Origin of the sequence: Streptomyces luteolus, from assembly GCF_029968015.1 — a bacterium.
Taxonomy (GTDB): domain Bacteria; phylum Actinomycetota; class Actinomycetes; order Streptomycetales; family Streptomycetaceae; genus Streptomyces; species Streptomyces luteolus.
The window spans coordinates 128,928-149,623 of sequence record NZ_JASCIS010000020.1; the positions used below are offsets into that span (position 1 = coordinate 128,928).

Annotated in this window: 17 protein-coding genes, 1 tRNA gene and 1 pseudogene; 12 read left to right on the plus strand and 7 right to left on the minus strand. The window is 69.7% G+C overall.

Going from position 1 to position 20,696, the window contains the following annotated elements; all coding sequences use genetic code 11:
• Nucleotides 1-88: 88 nt before the first annotated feature.
• The 3 genes from QIT00_RS20910 to QIT00_RS20920 form a co-directional block, all read right to left on the minus strand.
• Nucleotides 89-862, minus strand: a complete 774-nt coding sequence (locus QIT00_RS20910) for a TrmH family RNA methyltransferase (RefSeq protein WP_282536848.1) — start codon at nucleotides 860-862, stop codon at nucleotides 89-91.
• 99 nt (nucleotides 863-961) lie between these two features.
• Entirely contained in the window at nucleotides 962-2,344 is a 1,383-nt protein-coding gene (locus QIT00_RS20915; RefSeq protein WP_282536849.1) for an HTTM domain-containing protein, read from the minus strand.
• On the minus strand, nucleotides 2,341-3,102 hold the full coding sequence (locus QIT00_RS20920) for a DUF5819 family protein (protein ID WP_408909811.1): 762 nt from the start codon (nucleotides 3,100-3,102) through the stop codon (nucleotides 2,341-2,343). Before QIT00_RS20920 ends, QIT00_RS20915 begins: the two co-directional genes overlap by 4 nt.
• Nucleotides 3,103-3,267: 165 nt before the next feature.
• Here QIT00_RS20920 and paaA point away from each other — a divergent pair, with 165 nt between their 5' ends.
• The 6 genes from paaA to QIT00_RS20950 all read left to right on the plus strand — a co-directional run bounded on the left by paaA (nucleotide 3,268) and on the right by QIT00_RS20950 (nucleotide 8,266).
• The gene (gene paaA, locus QIT00_RS20925; protein WP_282536850.1) at nucleotides 3,268-4,275 is read left to right on the plus strand and encodes a 1,2-phenylacetyl-CoA epoxidase subunit PaaA; all 1,008 of its coding nucleotides are present in this window, start codon (nucleotides 3,268-3,270) and stop codon (nucleotides 4,273-4,275) included.
• Nucleotides 4,272-4,562, plus strand: coding sequence for a 1,2-phenylacetyl-CoA epoxidase subunit PaaB (gene paaB / locus QIT00_RS20930; RefSeq protein ID WP_282536851.1), 291 nt, complete (start codon nucleotides 4,272-4,274; stop codon nucleotides 4,560-4,562). Before paaA ends, paaB begins: the two co-directional genes overlap by 4 nt.
• Before the next feature lie 65 nt (nucleotides 4,563-4,627).
• Nucleotides 4,628-5,410 (plus strand): 1,2-phenylacetyl-CoA epoxidase subunit PaaC, encoded by a 783-nt coding sequence (gene paaC / locus QIT00_RS20935; protein WP_349017197.1) that lies wholly within the window; start codon nucleotides 4,628-4,630, stop codon nucleotides 5,408-5,410.
• Complete coding sequence (paaD, locus tag QIT00_RS20940; protein ID WP_282536852.1) at nucleotides 5,410-5,907, plus strand: 1,2-phenylacetyl-CoA epoxidase subunit PaaD; 498 nt, start codon at nucleotides 5,410-5,412, stop codon at nucleotides 5,905-5,907. The genes paaC and paaD overlap by 1 nt, the downstream gene beginning before the upstream one ends.
• Nucleotides 5,908-5,927: 20 nt before the next feature.
• Nucleotides 5,928-6,989, plus strand: a complete 1,062-nt coding sequence (gene paaE / locus QIT00_RS20945; protein ID WP_282536881.1) for a 1,2-phenylacetyl-CoA epoxidase subunit PaaE — start codon at nucleotides 5,928-5,930, stop codon at nucleotides 6,987-6,989.
• Between the two features lie 137 nt (nucleotides 6,990-7,126).
• Nucleotides 7,127-8,266 carry an acyl-CoA dehydrogenase family protein gene (locus QIT00_RS20950; RefSeq protein ID WP_282536853.1) on the plus strand — a complete coding sequence of 380 codons (1,140 nt, stop codon included), beginning with the start codon at nucleotides 7,127-7,129 and terminating at the stop codon, nucleotides 8,264-8,266.
• A 16-nt stretch (nucleotides 8,267-8,282) separates the two neighbouring features.
• Here QIT00_RS20950 and QIT00_RS20955 read toward each other — a convergent pair whose 3' ends face one another.
• The 4 genes and pseudogenes from QIT00_RS20955 to QIT00_RS20970 form a co-directional block, all read right to left on the minus strand.
• A complete protein-coding gene (locus QIT00_RS20955) occupies nucleotides 8,283-8,612 on the minus strand; it encodes a rhodanese-like domain-containing protein (protein WP_282536882.1) in 330 nt (109 codons plus the stop codon).
• A gap of 157 nt (nucleotides 8,613-8,769) precedes the next feature.
• Entirely contained in the window at nucleotides 8,770-9,582 is an 813-nt protein-coding gene (locus tag QIT00_RS20960) for a J domain-containing protein (protein WP_282536854.1), read from the minus strand.
• Between the two features lie 132 nt (nucleotides 9,583-9,714).
• Nucleotides 9,715-11,158: pseudogene (locus QIT00_RS20965) on the minus strand (DUF2252 domain-containing protein).
• 277 nt (nucleotides 11,159-11,435) lie between these two features.
• A tRNA-Leu gene (locus QIT00_RS20970) sits at nucleotides 11,436-11,519 on the minus strand.
• A gap of 959 nt (nucleotides 11,520-12,478) precedes the next feature.
• Between QIT00_RS20970 and QIT00_RS20975 the strand changes: the two genes are divergently transcribed.
• The 6 genes from QIT00_RS20975 to pknB all read left to right on the plus strand — a co-directional run bounded on the left by QIT00_RS20975 (nucleotide 12,479) and on the right by pknB (nucleotide 20,520).
• The gene (locus QIT00_RS20975; protein ID WP_282536855.1) at nucleotides 12,479-13,333 is read left to right on the plus strand and encodes an FhaA domain-containing protein; all 855 of its coding nucleotides are present in this window, start codon (nucleotides 12,479-12,481) and stop codon (nucleotides 13,331-13,333) included.
• A 10-nt stretch (nucleotides 13,334-13,343) separates the two neighbouring features.
• On the plus strand, nucleotides 13,344-13,856 hold the full coding sequence (locus QIT00_RS20980; protein WP_282536856.1) for an FHA domain-containing protein FhaB/FipA: 513 nt from the start codon (nucleotides 13,344-13,346) through the stop codon (nucleotides 13,854-13,856).
• Nucleotides 13,857-13,939: 83 nt separating this feature from the next.
• Nucleotides 13,940-15,436 (plus strand): Stp1/IreP family PP2C-type Ser/Thr phosphatase, encoded by a 1,497-nt coding sequence (locus tag QIT00_RS20985; protein WP_282536857.1) that lies wholly within the window; start codon nucleotides 13,940-13,942, stop codon nucleotides 15,434-15,436.
• Between the two features lie 21 nt (nucleotides 15,437-15,457).
• Entirely contained in the window at nucleotides 15,458-16,879 is a 1,422-nt protein-coding gene (locus QIT00_RS20990) for an FtsW/RodA/SpoVE family cell cycle protein (RefSeq protein WP_282536858.1), read from the plus strand.
• Nucleotides 16,876-18,339 (plus strand): peptidoglycan D,D-transpeptidase FtsI family protein, encoded by a 1,464-nt coding sequence (locus QIT00_RS20995; protein WP_282536859.1) that lies wholly within the window; start codon nucleotides 16,876-16,878, stop codon nucleotides 18,337-18,339. The genes QIT00_RS20990 and QIT00_RS20995 overlap by 4 nt, the downstream gene beginning before the upstream one ends.
• Before the next feature lie 159 nt (nucleotides 18,340-18,498).
• Entirely contained in the window at nucleotides 18,499-20,520 is a 2,022-nt protein-coding gene (gene pknB / locus QIT00_RS21000; RefSeq protein ID WP_282536860.1) for a Stk1 family PASTA domain-containing Ser/Thr kinase, read from the plus strand.
• The last annotated feature ends 176 nt before the right edge of the window (nucleotides 20,521-20,696 follow it).

Here is a 20,696-nt window from a genome sequence, read left to right on the forward strand (position 1 = left end):
GCCCGGCCAGTCCGGCACGCCCGGCCAGTCCGGCACGCCCGGCCAGTCCGCCCGCCCCGAGGCGACCGCGGCCTCGGCCGGGTGGTCGTCACATGGCGGCGGGCCGGCCGGAGGCCGTCGACCAGTGGAAGAGCGTCATGCCCACGCTGGTGGCCAGGTTGTAGCTGGACACCTGGGGGCGCATCGGCAGGGCGATCAGTTCGTCGGCGCGCTCCCTCAGTTCGGCGGAGAGGCCTGAACGCTCGGAGCCGAACGCGAGCAGCGCGTCGTCGGGCAGGGTGACCGAGCGGATGTCCTTGCCCTCGGGGTCCAGCGCGTAGAGCGGCCCTGCGGGCAGTTCGTCGACCTGGAGGCGCTCGACGGCCGTCGCGTAGTGCAGCCCTGCCGCGCCCCGGACGACCGTCGGGTGCCAGGGGTCGAGGGAGCCCGTGGTGACGACTCCGGTGGCGCCGAATCCGGCGGCCAGGCGGATGACGGCGCCCGCGTTGCCGAGGTTGCGCGGATTGTCGAGGACCACGGCGGGCGCCGGCCGTCGCTCCTGTGCGAGGAGGGCGAGCTGGGCCTCCCGGTCGGGGCGCACCGCGAGCGCGGCGACTCCGGTGGGGTGCGCCCGGGGCACGAGCCCGCGCAGGGTCTCGGCCGGTACTTCCAGGGCGAGCTCGGCGATGCGGTCGCGGACATCGGGGGCCAGCTCGTCGGCGAGCGCCAGGGCCGCGTCCTTGCCGCTGGTCAGTACGGCCGGGACGGTGGCGCCGAAGCGCAGGGCGTGCTTGAGGGCGTGGAATCCGTCGAGCAGGACGGCCGTCTCGCTCAGCACCCGCCAGCGGCGCACAGCCCCGTCCACGTCCTCCGCACCACTCATGCCGTGCAGCCTACGTGGGCCGATGAGGGGACCGGCCGCGCGCCGGGAGAGCCCGCCGCGTGCCTACGCCGTGGCGCTCACTTCAGGCCTCGGGGCGCCTCAAGAGCGCGGGGAGACGTCCACCTGGGGCGGGTCGCCCGGTGGCGGTTCCGCGTCCGACGGGACGGCCTGCGGTGCCCCCGTCCCGTACGCCTCGTCCTGACCGGGGCCCGTGCGCGTACTGCCCCGCTGTCCGGGGACGCCGCGTGTGCGGGTGGACAGGGCACTACGCGCGCGTGCGGCCCGTTTTCCGATGCGGCGCAGGAACGTGGTGGGCAGGAAGACCGCGTCGACCGCGATCATCGCGAGCGAGAAGAAGGGCAGGCCGAGCAGGACGGCGATCACGGCGTGCTCGATCATCATGGCCGCGAGCAGGACGTTCTTGACGCGGCGGTTGAAGAGCGTGAACGGGAACGCGACCTGCACGATGACCGTGCCGTAGGTGATCAGCATGATCGCGGTGCCGTGCGTGGAGAGCAGCTGGGAGAGGGCGGGCCAGGGCGAGAAGTAGTCGAGGTGCAGCGGGTAGTAGACGGCGGTGCCGTCCTGCCAGCGACTGCCCTGGATCTTGTACCAGCCGGCCGTGGCGTAGATCAGGCAGGCCTCGACCATGATCACGAACAGGGCGGCGTTGTGCAGGAGGTTGCCGACGACGTCGCACAGGGCGCGCGGCTGCGAGTCGGGGGCCCGGCGGCCGAGCAGCCACCACAGGCCCTGCGCCGACCAGATCGTCCAGAGGATCAGCGCCCATCCCCAGCCGAGGTGCCCGAGGAACGTCACCAGCGAGAGGGAGAGCCCCAGAATCCACCACAGCACGGGCCCGACCCGGTCGGGATCGGCCGCCGCGCTCCCCCTCTCCTGGCCCGGCTCGGGATAACTGCCCGCATCATGGCCCTGCTCGGAAAAACCGTCCGCATCATGGCCCGGCTCGGGAAAACCGTCCGCACGCGCGCGTGCCCTACGAGCCGCCCGGCGCGCGTCGAGCGACCAGACCTGGCCGCAGCGCGTCAGGACCAGGTACATCGCCATGAGGTGGATGACGTTGTCCCCGCCGTCCCCCACGAACACACTGCGGTTGAGCACCGACAGCGCGGTGACCATGAACAGCACGGACATCGTGCGCGTGCGCCAGCCGAGCATCAGCAGCACGCTCGAGACGATCGCCAGACCGTAGACGCACTCGAACCAGACGCGGCCGTCGGTCCACATCAGTGCCGTGAAGGCCTGGTTGTCGAGGATGAGCCGGTGCGCGAGCTCCCAGCTCCAGGGGCCCTGCGGCCCGTACAGCTCATGCCTGTGGGGAAGTTCGCGCAGCAGGAAGAGCAGCCAGGTCGCGGAGAACCCGATCCGGATCACGGCCGTCTGGTACGGGCCGAGCGCGGCGGACGTGATCCGGCCGAGGCCACGGGGGAGCGCTGTGGGCGGGCGGTCGAGGCGGTTCACCGGTCACGTACCTCCATGTCCTGGGACGTGACGTTCCACCACGGCAGCAGGCGGATCACAGGTTTCGGGTCGAGCTTCTCGCCGCTCCACGAGGGCGGCTGCACATTGGTGGTCACCGACCTGACCTGCACGCTCAGGAAGTCGTCGGTGGACCGCGCCGGCTCCTCTCGTCCGATGCGGAGCACCGCGATCCGGCGCAGGTACTCCTCGGAGAGTTCGCCGCGCGTGCCGTTCGGCCGGTTCTGGGTGTCGTGCGTGGACGTGTAGTAGTCCCAGGCGCGGCGCAGCTGGTTCTGCTGGGTGTGGCTGGGAACCAGGTTGCCGTCGATGGCCGCGCCGTCCTGGGCGGAGAGCCCGTGCCACTCGGTGTGCCGGATGCCGCCGTCCTCGGTACGGAACTTGGCCCTGGCCTCGACGGCGACGTTCTGCTGCAGCGGGTTGGGGGCGAACAGTTTCCAGTTCTGCTCGAACTCGGGATAGACCCAGTCGTCGACGGCCTGGCCGTGCTGCTTGGACACCGTGTTGGGCGGGGCCACGTGCAGAAAGACCATCGCGAGGTGCACGCAGGTCACGAGCGCGACGACGGCGAGGACGAGGGCCGCGGCGACCTGGTACGGCGGTGAGAGCGCGGCGATTCCGGCGCGGGGTCCGGGCGGCCGTCCACCGGCGCCGCGGCCCTGCTCGTACCCGTCCATCGCGCCCGCTCCCGTCCCCGCCCGCTGTTCGCCCTCGGCACGGTACTCAGCCGAGGTGGCCACGCACAGCGGCCGTGAGGTTATCCACAGGGTTGACACCGTATGGCCGCCGGTCCCACCATTGAAATCGACGGACCGAACGATCGGTCGGTAGATTGATCAAGGTGGCGGCCGCCGCCACGCGCAGGGACGCAGGACGCACAGAGACGCAGGAAAAGGGGGCCTGGCATGGAGACGGTGACCGCGCAGGACAGGACCACGGCGTTCGACGCCGCGGTCGCCGCGGACGAGCGCATCGAGCCGAGGGACTGGATGCCCGACGCCTATCGGGCGACGCTCGTCCGGCAGATCGCCCAGCACGCCCACTCCGAGATCATCGGCATGCAGCCCGAGGCGAACTGGATCACCCGCGCCCCTTCCCTGCGCCGCAAGGCCATCCTGATCGCCAAGGTCCAGGACGAAGCCGGCCACGGCCTGTATCTGTACAGCGCCGCGGAGACCCTCGGCACCGGCCGGGACGAGTTGCTCGACAAACTGCACTCCGGCCGCCAGAAGTACTCGTCGATCTTCAACTACCCGACACTGACCTGGGCCGACGTCGGCGCGATCGGCTGGCTGGTGGACGGCGCCGCGATCACCAACCAGGTCCCCCTCTGCCGCTGCTCGTACGGTCCGTACGCCCGCGCGATGGTCCGCATCTGCAAGGAGGAGTCCTTCCACCAGCGCCAGGGGTACGAATCGCTGCTCGCCCTGAGCCGCGGCACCCCGGAGCAGCACGAGATGGCGCAGGACGCCGTGAACCGCTGGTGGTGGCCGTCGCTCATGATGTTCGGCCCGCCCGACGACGAATCGGCGCACTCCGCGCAGTCCATGGCCTGGAAGATCAAGCGCCATTCCAACGACGAGCTCCGCCAGCGCTTCGTGGACATCTGCGTCCCCCAGGCCGAAACCCTCGGACTGACGCTCCCCGACCCGGAGCTGAAGTGGAACGAGGACCGAGGGCACCACGACTTCGGCCCCATCGACTGGACCGAGTTCCGCGAGGTCCTCAAGGGCAACGGCCCCTGCAACGAACAGCGCATCACCCAGCGCAAGCGCGCACACGACGAAGGCGCCTGGGTCCGCGAAGCCGCCGCTGCGTACGCGGCGAAGCACGACACGGCACGGCACACCGCTCAGGCCGGCGCAGCCCCCGCGGCAGCCACGGCACCACTCCACGGGGAGGCGACGGCATGACCGAATCGACCGACTGGCCGCTCTGGGAGGTCTTCGTCCGCTCCCGCCGCGGCCTCTCCCACACCCACGCCGGCAGCCTGCACGCCCCGGACGCGGAGATGGCCCTGCGCAACGCCCGCGACCTCTACACCCGCCGCAACGAAGGCGTCTCCCTCTGGGTCGTGCCCTCCGCCGCGATCACCGCCTCGTCCCCCGACGAGAAGGACTCTTTCTTCGAGCCCGCGGGCGACAAGCCGTACCGCCACCCGACGTTCTACGAGATCCCGGAAGGAGTGAAGCACCTGTGACCGCGCCCACCGGCACCGACCGGACAGCAGCACCCGGGACCGCAGCACCCGTAGCCGCAGCACCCGTGACCGCAGCGACCGGCACCGGCCGCCCCGAAGCCACGAGCGCCACCACCGGTACGGACCCGGCGACCACCGCGGCCGCCCTCGCCCTGGGCGACGACGCGCTGGTGCTCTCACACCGCCTGGGGGAGTGGGCGGGGCACGCTCCCGTACTCGAAGAGGAGGTCGCCCTGGCCAACATCGCCCTCGACCTGCTCGGCCAGGCCCGCATCCTGCTCTCCCAGGTGGGGGACGAGGACGAACTCGCCTACCTCCGCGAGGAACGCGCCTTCCGCAACCTCCAACTCGTCGAGCAGCCGAACGGCGACTTCGCGCACACCATCGCGCGCCAGCTGTACTTCTCCACCTACCAGGCCTTCCTGTACGCGGAGTTGGCCCGCACCGAAGGCCCCTTCACCGCACTCGCGGCCAAGGCGGTCAAGGAAGTCGACTACCACCGCGACCACGCCGAGCAGTGGACCCTCCGCCTCGGCGACGGCACGGCCGAGAGCCACACCCGCATGCAGCGCGCGGTGGACGCACTGTGGCGGTACACCGGCGAGATGTTCCAGCCCGTCGACGGACTCACCACCACCCACGGCATCAACTGGCCTGCTCTGCAGGGGAGTTGGGACCAGTCCATCGGCGAGACCCTGCGCGGCGCGACGCTGACGCTCCCCGAGACCCCGCGTTCCGGCGCCTGGGCAGCAGGCGCGGGCCGCCAGGGCCTGCACACCGAACCCTTCGGCCGCATGCTCGCCGAGATGCAGCACCTGCACCGCAGCCACCCGGGGGCGACATGGTGATGACCCCGCTCGAGACCCGCCTCGAAGAGCGCCTCACGGAACTGGCCGGCTCGGTCCCCGACCCCGAACTGCCCATGATCACCCTCGCGGAACTGGGCGTGGTCCGCGGCGTCCGTGTCCTCGGCCCCGGCAGCGTCGAGGTGGAGCTGACCCCCACCTACACCGGCTGCCCCGCCGTGGAGACCATGACCGCCGACATAGAGAAGGTGCTGCACGACCACGGCATGCCCGAGGTCAGCGTCCGCCGCGTCCTCTCCCCGGCCTGGTCCACGGACGACATCACCGACGAAGGGCGCCGCAAGCTCGCCGAGTCCGGCATCGCCCCACCCCGCGCCGGCGCAGGCCAAGGCCCCGTCCCCCTCACCCTCGCCGTGCGCTGCCCGCACTGCGGCTCCACCGACACCGAACTCCTCAGCCGCTTCTCCTCCACCGCCTGCAAGGCGCTGCGCCGCTGCGTCACCTGCCGTGAACCCTTCGACCACTTCAAGGAGTTGTGATGGCAGGCAAGCCCGGCACCCTGGCCCGCTTCCACCCGCTCCGCGTCACAGCCGTCGACCGGCTCACGGACGACGCCGTGGCCCTGACCTTCGACGTACCGGCCGAACTCCGCGCCGAGTACCGCTTCGCACCAGGCCAGCACCTCGCCCTGCGCCGCCAGACGGACGGCCCCGAGATCCGGCGCACCTACTCCGTGTGCTCCCCCGCCCTCAACCCTGACGGACCCGGGCAACTCCGGGTCGGGGTGCGCATGGTCGAAGGCGGCACGTTCTCCCCGTACGCACACAAAGAGATCGCCGTCGGCGACGTACTGGACGTGATGACGCCCGCCGGGCGCTTCACCCTGGAACCGCAGCCCGGTCACTATGCCGCGATCGTCGGCGGCAGCGGCATCACCCCGGTGCTCTCCATCGTCTCGACGCTCCTCGCCCGCGAGCCGAACGCCCGGTTCTGCCTGATACGCAGTGACCGCACCGCGGCCTCGACGATGTTCCTGGAGGAGGTGGCCGACCTCAAGGACCGCTATCCGACGCGGTTCCAGCTCGTCACGGCCTTCTCCAGAGAGGAGCAACAGGCCGGAGTGGTGACCGGTCGGCTCGACGAGGAACGCCTCACGCATCTGCTGCCCGCACTGCTGCCCGTCGACGACATCGCCGGCTGGTTCCTCTGCGGCCCCTTCGGCCTGGTCCAGGGCACCGAGCGGGCCCTGCGCTCCCTCGGCGTGCGCAGAAGCCGGATCCACGAGGAGATCTTCCACGTCGAGAACGGCGCCTCGGCACCCGCGCCCGCCGCCGCCACACCCGCGCACAGCACGGTGACCGCGACGCTCGACGGCCGTTCCGGCACCTGGCCCGTGCAGGACGGCGAAGCCCTGCTCGACACGGTGCTGCGCAACAGATCGGACGCACCGTACGCGTGCAAGGGCGGCGTCTGCGGCACCTGCCGGGCGTTCCTGGTCTCGGGAGAGGTGCGCATGGACCGCAACTTCGCCCTCGAACCCGAGGAGACGGAGGCCGGTTTCGTCCTCGCCTGCCAGTCCCACCCGGCCACGGAGAAGGTGGAGTTGGACTTCGACCGTTGACCGTCCCGTACGCCTCCCCTTCCCTTCCCTTCCCTTCCCTTCCCTTCCCTTAGAACCTGTTCTATCTTGACGATCCGTCAGATCAGGGTCCGCCGCCCGGACCCCAAGGACAGCACCGGAGCCGGGGAGGACAGGCAGTGGACTTCACCTTCACCGAAGAGCAACAAGCAGCCGTCGAGGCAGCCAAGGCCGTCTTCGCCACCACCACACCCGACGCCGTACCCAGCCCCGCCCTCACCACCAGAGCCGTGGCCGACGACTTCGACCGCGCCCTGTGGAACAACCTGGCCCAGTCCGACCTGCTGAGCCTGCTCATCGACGAGGAACACGACGGCGCGGGCCTCGACGCCATCGCCCTCTGCCTCGTCCTGCGCGAATCCGCCCGAACACTCGCCCGCGTACCCCTCCTGGAGAACAGCGCCGCCACCCACGCCGTACAGACCTACGGCAGCCCCGAGTTGAAACAGCGCACTCTCTCGGCCACAGCCCGCGGCGAACTCGTCCTCACCGTCGCCGCCAACGGCCGCACCGGACACGACCCCGCCGAACTGGCCGTCACCGCCCGCCAGGACCCGAACGACCACAGCTGGACCCTCGACGGCACCCAGACAGCAGTGCCCTGGGCCCACAACGCCGACCTGATCATGGTGCCCGCCCACACCCCCGAGGGCCGCACCGTACTGGCCGCCCTCCACCGCACCCAGGACGGCGTCACCCTCGCCGACCAGTACTCCACCAACGGCGAACGCCTCGGCGAACTCCACCTCGACTCCGCCCGCGTCCCCACCACGGACGTCATCGACACCGAGGGCGCCTGGGACTCGCTGCGCACCCTCCTCACCACCGGAACCTGCGCACTCGCCCTCGGCCTCGGCGAAGCCGTACTCGCGATGTCCAGCGACTACACCAGCAAACGCGAACAGTTCGGCCACCCCGTGGCCACCTTCCAGGCCGTAGCCGTACAGGCAGCAGACCGCTACATCGACTTGCGCGCCATGGAAGTCACGCTCTGGCAGGCCGCCTGGCGCATCGCGACCGCAACCGACGGAACACTCCCCGCGGCCGGCGACGTCGCAGTCGCCAAGATCTGGGCCTCAGAAGGCGTACGACGCGTCGTACAGACCGCACAACATCTGCACGGCGGCTTCGGCGCCGACACCGACTACCCGCTGCACCGCTACCACGCCTGGGCCAAACACCTCGAGCTGTCCCTCGGCCCCGCGGCAGCCCACGAGGAAACCCTGGGCAACCTCCTCGCCGCCCACAGCCTCAGCTGAAGCGAGGCCAGACCCCTCACACGACGGCGCCGGGCTGCCCCTCGGCATCCACGACGGGGCGGCCCGAAACAGCCCACGCCTCCATGCCACCGGCCACGTTCACAGCGTCGATACCCTGCTGCGCGAGATACATCGTCACCTGCGCGGAGCGCCCGCCCGACCGGCAGATCACATTGATCCGACCGTCCTGCGGCGCCGCATCGGTCAACTCGCCGTACCGGGCCACGAACTCACTCATCGGAATGTGCAGCGCACCCTCCGCGTGACCTGCCTGCCACTCCGCGTCCTCACGGACATCGAGCAGAAAGTCACCGTCCGCGAGCTCAGTGACATCAACCGTGGGCACAGATCCGAAAGCCATACCCCGACGCTACCGGACCTTTCCCACCCACCGAACGCTGACCTCGACACCCCAGGCACATCGGCCCTCGACCGACGAGCCAAACCGACAAGCCGCCCCGGGCAGCCGGCGTCAGCCGACGAGCCGCCCCGGGCAGCCGGCGTCAGCCGACGAGCCGCCCCAGCTCCGCCTCACGCTCGGCGACCTGCGCCAACAGCTGCTCGGCGATGTCCTCCAGCAGCCGGTCCGGATCATCCGGCGCCATCCGCAGCATCGAACCGATCGCGCCCTCCTCAAGGTCTCGGGCCACCAGCGTCAGCATCTCCTTGCGCTGCGCCAGCCACTCGAGCCGCGCGTACAGCTCCTCGCTCTTGCTCGGCCGATCCGCCTCCGCCACCGGCCCGGCGGCCCACTCCGCCGACAGCTCCGTCAGCAGAACCTCGTCACCCCGGCCGTACGCGGCATTGACGCGGACCATGAACTCCTCGCGCCGCTCCCGCTCCTTGTCGTCCTGCGCCAGATCGGGATGCGCCTTGCGCACCAGCTCGCGATAGAGCCTGCGCGCCTCATCACTCGGCCGAACCCGCTCCGGAGCCCGCACCGGCAACTCGGACAACATCGCCGAGGCCTCCGGCGACAGCCCGTCGGAGTCCATCCACTCCTGGAACAGCTCCGACACATCAGGCATCGGCATCACCCGAGCCCGCAGCTCCTGGGCCCGCCGCACATCCTCGGCATTCCCGGTACGCGCCGCCCGCGCCTCGGCGATCTGTGCGTCCAGCTCCTCGAGCCGCGCGTACATCGGGCCGAGCTTCTGGTGATGGAGCCGCGAGAAGTTCTCCACCTCGACCCGGAACGTCTCCACCGCGATCTCGAACTCGATCAATGCCTGCTCGGCCACCCACACCGCCTGCTCGAGCCTGGCCTCGGGCCGCTCGTCATCGGGCCGGTTCACCGCGTCCTCCGGGTTCGTCACGCACCCAGCGTACGGCCCGGGGGCGGCGGGTCTCACTCCCCACTCGGGGAGGGGCCCCTCCCCCCTCCCTCCCCCACCCCACCCCCCCGAATTCCCCACCCCCCACACACCCCCTCAACCCCTCACCCCACCTCAAACCCCCATCTCAGCCCCGATCCGCCCTTCCCGGATGCCCGCGACGAGGCGTGCGTGGTCGGCCTCTGTGCGGTCGGCGTAGGACACGGCGAAGCCGGCGAACGCCTCGTCGAGTTCGTCGTTCTTCCCGCAGTAGCCGGATATGAGGCGCGGGTCGGCGCTGTGTGCGTGGGCGCGGGCGAGGAGCGCGCCGGTCATGCGGCCGTAGTCGTCGATCTGGTCGGCGGTGAGCGCGGCCGGGTCGACGCTTCCCTTTCTGTTTCTGAACTGCCTTACCTGGAACGGCCGTCCGTCGACGGTGGTCCAGCCGAGGAGTATGTCGCTGACTACTTGCATGCGTTTCTGTCCGAGGACGACGCGGCGTCCTTCGTGCGGGATGTCGGGTGCTTTGAAGCCGGTGGTGGGCAGGTGCGGCAGCAGTGTCGACGGCCGTGCTTCCTTGACCTGCAGTACGAGCGGTTCGCCTCGGTGGTCCTGGAGGAGCACGACGTACGACCTGGCGCCGACGCTGCCGGTGCCGACGATTCGGAAGGCGACGTCCTGGATCGCGTACCGGGCGAGGAGCGGGAGCCGGTCCTCGGACAGCGTGGTCAGGTATTCGCCGAGCCCTTGGGCGACGGCGGCTGCTTCGACGTCGGGTATGCGGCGCAGTACAGGCGGGGCGTCGATGAAGCGTCTGGTGCCGTCGGTGAGGGTTTCGGTGGACTTGGCGGCGAAGCGGCCGCTGGTGTTGTGGCGTGCTTTCTCCGCGACGCGTTCGAGGGTGCCGAGGAGGTCGTGGGCGTCGGTGTGGGAGACGAGTTCTTCGTCGGCGATGGCGTTCCAGGCGTCGAGGACGGGGAGTCTGGCGAGGAGCCGCATGGTGCGCCGGTAGGCGCCGACGGCGTCGTGGGCGGCGGCGCGGCAGATGTCTTCGTCGGCACCCGCTTCTCGTCCGGCGAGGACGAGGGAGGTGACGAGCCGCTTGAGGTCCCATTCCCAGGGGCCGTGGACGGTTTCGTCGAAGTCGTTGAGGTCGATGACGAGTTCGCCGCGGGCGTCGCCGTACAGACCGAAGTTGCCGGCGTGGGCGTCTCCGCATATCTGGGCGCCGATACCGGTGGCCGGGGTGCGGGCGAGGTCATACGCCATGAGGCCGGCGGAGCCGCGCAGGAAGGCGAAGGGGGTGGCGGCCATCCTGCCGACGCGGATCGGCGCGAGTTCGGGGAGCCGGCCGAGGTTGGACTCCTCGACGGCGGTGACGGCGTCGGGGCGGCCTTCGGAGTCGGGGGCCGTCTGGGCGTGGGCGGAGCGGGGCACGCGGGTGCGCAGTGCCTTGCCGGGTGCGCTTCGGGGATTCTTCGCCGAGCCAGTGCGCGAACCCCGGTACGTGGGGGAGGCGCTGTGGTGCGGGGCCGGGTCGGTCCGGCCGCGTGCGGTGTTCGGATACTGCTGTGTCCAGCTCGGTCACGTGGACCGCCTCCCCCGGTGTTCGCCGCCGTTGTCGGGCGGTGTGGCATCGATGGGGACGACGGTACCGCCGGGGTGTGGGGACCGGCAGGGCCTGTGGATAACTCCGGAATTCGATCTTCCGCATCTCACATCCGCGCCGAGATCGGTGTGAGCTTCGGCACGTTCGAGGATCGCGCCCCGCCGGGCTCGCGCTGGGCCGAACGCCGAATCGCGTGCGGACATAGCAGAAGCCCCGCAGGTCGGTGACCTGCGGGGCTTCTGACTTGTGCGCGAGGGGGGAGTTGAACCCCCACGCCCTTGCGGGCACTGGAACCTGAATCCAGCGCGTCTGCCTATTCCGCCACCCGCGCATTGGGTGTGTCGCCTGGCTTTCGCTTGCCGCGTCCGCCTGCCGACATCCAGAAGACTAGCACGGTGCGGAGGGTGGATTCACATCCGTTTTCAGCGGCCTCCGCCGATGCCCGCTCGGCCCCGGCAGGCCTCGGACCTGCACGGACCACACCTGATCCACCGCACCCCGACCTTCGCCAACTGGACCGAGTCGGGCCGATGTCGGGCCGATGTCGGGCCGATGTCGGGCCGGCCGGAGCGAGGCCGGCCTCGTAAAACCGGGCTTGGCCTCGTACGGCAGGCCTTGGCCGCGCACAACCGGGCTTCGCCCCGCACAACGGGCTCGCCCCGTACGACCAGGCGTCACCCCGTACCGGCTGGGCTTCGCCTCGTACGACCGACTGGGAGGCCTGGGCGGCTTCCGTCTCAGACGAACGCCCACGCCCCCTGCCCACACCCCGTGCGGCCCTCCCCCGGCGAACCCCGGAGACCCCGCGACCCCGGACACCCCGGCGCCGCCACCGACCCCCGCCCCCCGACGCCCCACCGACCGCCCGCCACCCCGCCCCTCCACCCCTCCGCCCCAGTTATCCACAGGCAAAGCACCCACGTCCCCAGGTGCGGGACACTGGCTCAGGGCCGCCTCTACGATCCGGTGTGGGAGTGCGCGGGCAGGAGCAGTGGATTGCCCGCGGACGAGCACAGGCTGAGCACGTGGACTTCGAGTGCGCTTGGACACGTGCGGCACGTGGACATGGCCATGTGGGAACACGTGGCCGAGGACATGCGGAGCGCTGGGACCTGGGCATATGTGTCCGGACATGCGGAGCACGTCGGCATGACGTGTGAAGTGCGTGGACGGGGACATGTGAGAGGCGACACCCATCCGCAGGCCAGAGAAGGGGAACCAGCCGATTTCCCGGCGCGTGGATACGATCAGTAAGCAGTACCAGGATGATGACGACCGGAGGAGGTGCCCATGGGAGTCCTGAAGAAGTTCGAACAGCGACTCGAAGGTCTGGTCAACGGCACCTTCGCCAAGGTGTTCAAGTCCGAGGTCCAGCCGGTCGAGATCGCTGGTGCGCTGCAGCGTGAGTGCGACAACAACGCCACGATCTGGAATCGCGAGCGGACCGTCGTGCCCAACGACTTCATCGTGGAGCTGAGCGCTCCCGACTACGAGCGGCTGAGCCCGTACTCGGGCCAGCTCGGGGACGAGCTCTCCGGGATGGTCCGGGACTACGCGAAGCAGCAGCGGTACACCTTCATGGGCCCGATCAAGGTCCATCTGGAGAAGGCCGACGATCTGGACACCGGTCTGTACCGGGTCCGGAGCCGGACGCTTGCGTCTAGTTCGTCACAGCATCCGGCGGGGCCGGCCGCGGCCCCGGGTGGCGAGCAGCGCGGCGGGGGTTACGGCTACCCGCCCGCGGGAGGCGCTCCGGCGGCCGCGCCCGCGGGTGCTCCGCCGATGCCGTCCGCGCCGCCGCCCGGCGCGGGCCGTAGCCCGCAGGCGCGTGCGCAGGGGCCCTCGGGCCCGCTGCCGGGTGCGCAGACGCGGCGTTGGATCGAGATCAACGGCACGCGCCATCAGATCTCGCGGCCGACGATGGTCCTCGGCCGCAGCACCGACGCCGATGTACGGATTGACGATCCCGGCGTCTCGCGCCGGCACTGTGAGATCCGGACCGGAACGCCCTCGACGATCCAGGATCTCGGGTCCACCAACGGCATCGTGGTGGACGGGCAGCACACCACCCGCGCTACGCTCCGCGACGGCTCGCGGATCGTCGTGGGCAGTACCACCATCATTTACCGGCAAGCCGAAGGGTGAAGCGGGGGCAATGTCAGAGCTGACCCTGACGGTCATGCGGCTGGGTTTCCTGGCCGTCCTGTGGCTGTTCGTGATCGTGGCCGTCCAGGTCATCCGCAGCGACCTGTTCGGTACGCGCGTCACGCAACGCGGTTCGCGCCGCGGTGGCGAGGCGCGCCCGCAGGGCCGCCAGCAGGCGGCGCCTCCCGCGCCGCGGCAGCAGAGCAGTGGGGGGCGGCAGCGCCGTGGTGCGCCGTCGAAGCTCGTGGTGTCCGAGGGCACGTTGACGGGTACGACGGTGGCGCTGCAGGGGCAGACGATCACGCTGGGCCGTGCGCACGATTCGACGATCGTCCTGGACGACGACTACGCGTCGAGCAGGCATGCCAGGATCTACCCGGACCGCGACGGTCAGTGGATCGTGGAGGATCTCGGGTCCACGAACGGCACGTATCTCGACCGGACCCGGCTGACCACTCCGACGCCCGTGCCTCTCGGTGCGCCGATCCGCATCGGCAAGACCGTCATCGAGCTGCGGAAGTAGTGCTACGTCATGAATAAGCGCGAGCGGAGCGAGCGAGCCGACGCGGCCCCCACGACGGGCCCGAGCGCGCTCCCGACCGGAGGGTGGGCACCGTGCGGATGTACCCGGAGCCGACGGGCGAGGTGCGCATGAGTCTGTCTCTGCGCTTCGCCGCCGGATCGCACAAGGGAATGATCCGGGAGGGCAACGAGGACTCGGGATACGCCGGTCCGCGGCTGCTCGCGATCGCCGACGGCATGGGGGGTCAGGCGGCCGGTGAGGTCGCGAGCTCCGAGGTGATCTCCACGCTCGTGCAGCTCGACGACGACGTGCCGGGTTCGGACATTCTGACGTCGCTCGGTGACACCGTGCAGCGGGCGAACGACCAGCTGCGCGTGATGGTCGAGGAGGACCCGCAGCTCGAGGGCATGGGCACGACGCTCACCGCCCTGCTGTGGACGGGTCAGCGTCTCGGTCTCGTCCATGTCGGCGACTCGCGGGCGTACCTGCTCCGTGACGGTGTGCTGACCCAGATCACGCAGGACCACACATGGGTGCAGCGGCTGGTCGACGAGGGCCGGATCACGGAGGAGGAGGCGACCACGCATCCGCAGCGGTCGCTCCTGATGCGGGCGCTGGGCAGCGGTGACCATGTGGAGCCGGATCTGTCGATCCGTGAAGTCCGCGCGGGCGACCGGTACTTGATCTGTTCCGACGGCCTCTCCGGTGTGGTGTCGCATCAGACGATGGAGGAGACCCTCGCGAGCTATCAGGGCCCGCAGGAGACCGTGCAGGAGCTGATTCAGCTGGCGCTGCGCGGCGGCGGTCCGGACAACGTGACGGTGATCGTCGCGGACGTCCTGGACATCGACAGCGGGGACACCCTGGCGGGTCAGCTCGTCGACACCCCGGTCGTGGTGGGCGCGGTCGCCGAGAACCAGCTGCAGTCGAACGACAACGGCGCGATGCAGACGCCCGCGGGTCGTGCCGCCGGTCTCGGCCGGCCGGTGCCGCCGCAGCCCACGGGGGGTTTCGGCCCGCCCGGATCGGCGGAGCCGGATGCGTACGTCCCGGACGGTTCGTTCGGCGCGTACATGGAGGAGGACTTCGTCAAGCCGCGGCGCCGCGGTAAGTGGATCAAGAGATCGCTGCTGATCGCGCTGGCGCTCGCCGTCGTGGGCGGCGGTCTGTACGGGGCGTACTACTGGACGCAGACGCAGTACTACGTGGGTGCGAAGGACGGGCATCTGGCCCTGTACCGGGGCATCAACCAGGACTTGGCGTGGGTGAACCTGTCGGAGCTCGAGGAGGAGCACCCGGAGGTCGAGCTGACGTGTCTGCCGAGTTTCCAGCGCACCAAGCTGGAGGAGCGGGGTCTCGACCCGACGACGCTCGAGGAGGCCCGCCAGAAGATCTCCGAGCTGACGGCGGACTGCCGGGAGGCCCAGAAGCGCAAGGCGGAGGAGGAGTCGAACGCCGCGACCGGTGAGGGCGAGGCGGGCGGCACGTCCGGCACGAAGAAGGACGGCAAGGACGCCGCCCCGGATCAGAGCACGCAGTCACCGACCCCACGCGGCAGCGCGCCCGCCGGTCAGCAGTAGGCGCAGGGGGCATTCCTAGCCATGAGCAGTACGACACACACGTCCACCATTGGAGCGATCGGGGCACCGAGCCGCCGTAACACCGAGCTGGCGCTGCTGGTCTTCGCAGTGGTCATCCCGGTTTTCGCGTACGCCAATGTGGGCCTCGCCATGAACGACGAGATGCCGACGGGCATGCTCGGGTACGGGCTCGGGCTCGGACTGCTCGCGGCGGTCGGGCACTTGGTGGTGCGGAAGTTCGCTCCGTACGCGGATCCGCTGCTGCTGCCTTTGGCGACGTTGCTGAATGGGCTCGGCCTGGTGCTGATCTGGCGGCTGGATCAGTCGGAGCGGCTGCAGCAGCTGCAGAAGAACGCCTTCGGCACGTTCAACCCGGCCGCTCCGAACCAGCTGATGTACTCGGCGCTCGGTATCGCCCTGTTCGTCGCGGTGATACTGATCATGAAGGATCACCGGATTCTGCAGCGCTTCACGTACATCTCGATGGTCGTGGCGCTGATGCTGCTGCTGCTGCCGCTCGTTCCGGGCCTTGGCACCGACCAGTTCGGCGCGAAGATCTGGATCCGGGTCGGTGGATTCTCCATTCAGCCCGGTGAGTTCGCGAAGATCGTGATCGCGGTGTTCTTCGCCGGCTATCTGATGGTGAAGAGGGATGCGCTGGCGCTGGCGAGCCGTCGTTTCCTGGGGCTCTATCTGCCGCGTGGCCGCGACCTCGGCCCGATCCTGGTGATCTGGGCGATGAGCCTGCTCATCCTGGTCTTCGAGAACGACCTGGGTACGTCGCTGCTGTTCTTCGGCATGTTCGTGATCATGCTGTACGTGGCGACGGAGCGGACGAGCTGGATCGTGATCGGTCTGGGCATGTCCGCCGCGGGTGCTGTCGGTGTGGCGTCGTTCGCGAGCCATGTGCAGGCACGTGTGAACGCCTGGCTGGACCCCTTCGCCTGCTATACGACGTCGAACGCGTGCGAGCAGATCGGCCAGTCGATCATGTCGTTCGGTTCGGGCGGTGTGCTCGGCACGGGCCTCGGCCAGGGGCACTCGGACCTGATCGGCTTCGCGGCCAACGCGGACTTCATCTTCGCCACCATCGGCGAGGAGCTGGGGCTCGCGGGTGTCATGGCGTTCCTGCTGCTGTACGCGCTGCTGATCGAGCGCGGTGTGCGTACGGCGCTCGCCGCGCGTGACCCGTTCGGCAAGCTGTTCGCCGTGGGCCTCTCCGGGGCGTTCGCGCTGCAGATCTTCGTCGTCGCCGGTGGCGTCATGGGCCTGATTCCGCTGACGGGTATGACGATGCCGTTCCTCGCGGCGGGTGGTTCGTCCGTCATCGCGAACTGGGCGCTGGTCGGTCTGCTGATCCGCATCAGCGACACAGCCCGCCGCCCCGCCCCCGCGCCGGCCCCGAATCCGGACGCCGAGATGACTCAGGTGGTGCGGCCGTGAACAAGCCCCTGCGCAGGATCGCGATCTTCTGCGGTCTGCTCATGCTGGCGCTGCTGCTGCGGGACAACTGGCTGCAGTACGTGTCGGCGGACGAGCTGCGTACGCATGAGAAGAACCGGCGTGTGCTGATCGAGCGGTATGCGCAGAAGCGTGGCGACATCATCGTCGGGGAGACGCCGATCACAGGTTCGGCGCCGACGACCGGGAGTGACTTCGCTTACAAGCGGACGTACAAGAACGGCGAGATGTGGTCGCCGGTGACCGGGTTCGCCTCGCAGGCGTTCGGGGCCACGCAGATCGAGTCCCTGGAGGACGAGATCCTCACAGGCAACGACGACCGGCTGTTCTTCCGCCGCACCCTCGACATGATCACCGGCAAGAAGCAGGGCGGCGGCAATGTCGTCACCACGCTGAACGGCCGGGCGCAGAAGGCCGCCTTCGAGGGCCTCGGCTCGAAGAAGGGCGCCGTCGCGGCGATCGACCCGTCGACGGGCGCGATCCTGGCGCTGGCTTCGACTCCGTCGTACGACCCGTCGACGTTCGCGGGCAACAGCGAGGACGACTCGAAGGCCTGGCAGCGGCTGGAGAAGGACCCGGACAAGCCGATGCTGAACCGGGCACTGCGGGAGACGTACCCGCCGGGTTCCACGTTCAAGGTGGTCACGGCCGCGGCCGCCCTTGAGCACGGGCTGTACGACGATCCGGACGAGGAAACGGAGTCTCCGCTGCCGTGGACGATGCCGGACACGAACACGGAGCTGAAGAACGAGGGCCCGATCCCCTGCAAGAACGCCACGCTCCGCGAGGCGCTGCGGGTGTCCTGCAACACGGTCTTCGGCAAGATCGGTTCGGATCTCGGCAAGGACAAGATGCTGGAGACGGCCCAGAAGTTCGGCTTCAACAAGGAGCAGTTCATCCCGGTGCGCTCCAACGCCTCGGTCTTCCCGAAGGAGATGGACAAGCCGCAGACGGCGCTGAGCTCCATCGGCCAGTTCGAGACGGCGACGACTCCGCTGCAGATGGCGATGGTCGCCTCGGCGGTCGCGAACGACGGCACGCTGATGGCGCCGTACATGATCGACAATCTGCAGGCGCCGAACCTGGACGTGATCGAGAAGCACGATCCGAAGAAGATGAGCGAGCCGCTGTCCGAGGCGAACGCCCAGAAGCTGCAGGAAATGATGGAAACGGTCGTCAAGCAGGGCACCGGATCCAACGCGCAGATCCCCGGCGTCACCGTCGGTGGCAAGACGGGTACCGCGCAGCACGGCGTCGACAACAGTGAGAAGCCTTACGCCTGGTTCATCAGCTACGCCAAGAATCCGGACGGCGGCTCCCCGGTGGCGGTCGCCGTGGTCGTCGAGGACAGCGACGCCGACCGCGGTGACATTTCGGGTGGTGGCCTGGCCGCACCGATCGCGAAGAACGTCATGAAGGCAGTCATCGACAGCAAGAAATGACAGCGGAAGTGACGTCGGTCACGGCTGTACCGGTCCGGTATCAGGTACTGCTCGCGGCCAGATCATGCTCGGACGGGCCGGTACGGTATCCCGGGACAGCACACCGCCGGACCACACAAGGGTGCGGTCGGGACTGACGGAGAGGGCTGGTAGGTAGCTATGGAAGAGCCGCGTCGCCTCGGCGGCCGGTACGAGCTGGGCCAGGTGCTCGGCCGTGGTGGCATGGCGGAGGTCTACCTCGCCCATGACACTCGCCTCGGTCGCACCGTCGCCGTGAAGACGCTCCGGGCGGACCTCGCCCGCGATCCGTCGTTCCAGGCCCGGTTCCGCCGTGAGGCCCAGTCCGCCGCCTCGCTCAATCACCCGGCCATCGTCGCGGTCTACGACACCGGCGAGGACATGGTGTACGACAACGGCGGCGGCGCCGGGGTCTCCATTCCGTACATCGTGATGGAGTACGTCGACGGCTCCACGCTCCGTGAACTCCTGCACTCCGGGCGGAAGTTGCTGCCCGAGCGGGCCATGGAGATGACCATCGGCATCCTCCAGGCCCTGGAGTACTCGCACCGCGCCGGCATCGTGCACCGTGACATCAAGCCCGCGAACGTCATGCTGACGCGCAACGGCCAGGTCAAGGTCATGGACTTCGGCATCGCCCGCGCCATGGGCGACTCCGGTATGACGATGACGCAGACCGCGGCCGTGATCGGCACGGCGCAGTACCTGTCGCCGGAGCAGGCCAAGGGCGAGCAGGTCGACGCCCGTTCCGACCTGTACTCGACGGGCTGCCTGCTCTACGAGCTCCTCACCGTGCGGCCGCCGTTCGTCGGGGACTCGCCGGTCGCGGTGGCCTATCAGCACGTACGGGAAGAGGCGCAGCCGCCCAGCACGTTCGACCCCGAGATCACGCCCGAGATGGACGCGATCGTGCTGCGGGCCCTGGTCAAGGACCCGGACTATCGCTACCAGTCGGCCGACGAGATGCGGGCCGACATCGAGGCGTGCCTGGACGGCCAGCCGGTCGCGGCGACGGCGGCGCTCGGCGCGGTCGGGTACGGCGGCGGTCACCCGGACGACCAGCACACGGCGGTGCTGCGTCCGCAGAACGGCGGCGGCCAGACGTCGATGCTGCCGCCGGTGAACCCGGACGACGGCGGCTACGGCTACGACGAGCGCCCGCAGCGCCGGCGTCAGCGCAAGGGCACCACGTCGACGATCCTGCTGGTCCTCGCGGGCCTGCTCGTGCTGGTCGGGGCGATCCTGATCGGCAAGGAGGTCTTCGGCAGCAACGGCAGCACCGACGACGGCATGGTGGCCGTGCCGGACATGGTGGGCCTCACCCTCGACGAGGCGGAGCAACGCGCCAAGAACGGCGATGTGAAGCTGTCCGTCGAGCGTGCGGAGTGCGAGGACCAGGCCAAGGGCAAGATCTGCAGCCAGAAGCCGGAGGACGGCGAGGTCGAGAAGTTCTCCGCGATCGACGTGGTCGTGTCGACGGGTGCGCCGAAGGCCACCGTTCCGGACGTCCAGGGTCTGACGTATGCGAAGGCCAAGGCGCAGCTGGAGGACAAGGGATTCTCCGTCGACAGGGAGAACGAGGAGTCCGAGCGGACGCCGGGCACGGTCATCGGCCAGGACCCGGAGGGCGACACCGAGCGCGAGAAGGGCTCCACGATCACGCTGACCGTGGCGGCGAAGCCGGCGCAGGAGACTGTTCCCGACGTGATCGGCAAGCCGGTCGCCGAGGCCACGCAGCAGCTGGAGGCCAACGGCTTCACGGTGGAGACGCAGGAGGTCCCGAGGGACGACGTCCCGGCCGGCCAGGTCGTGGAGCAGACGCCGAAGGGCAACACGGAGGCCGACCCGGGTTCGAAGGTCACGCTGACCGTGGCGAAGGCGGCCGAGCAGGTGCAGGTGCCGGCGCTCACGGGCCAGAAGCTGAAGGACGCCCGGAAGGCACTGCAGGACGCGGGCCTCACGCCCGGCAACGTCACCAGCGGGCCGCAGGAGCCGGGTGCGCTGGTCGTGACGACCGACCCGCCCGCCGGCACGCAGGTGCCGGGCAGCACGACCGTCAACTTCACGACGATGCCCGGCCAGGGCAACGGCGGTGAGGACGGCGGCGACGGCGGCGGAATCTTCGGCGGCCCGTCCGGCCTGAGCCCCCGCAAGGGCGACTGAGCCCCAGGGGCCTCGGGGCCCCAGGACCTCTGAGGCCTCAGGCCCCAGACAGCGAAGACTCCCGGCCACCTCCCTCGTGGAGGTGGCCGGGAGTCTTTCCGCACCCGCCCCTCAGCGGCGCGGGCTCAGCAGCGCGAGCTCAGCGGCACGAGCTCAGCCGCGCGGACTCAACGGCG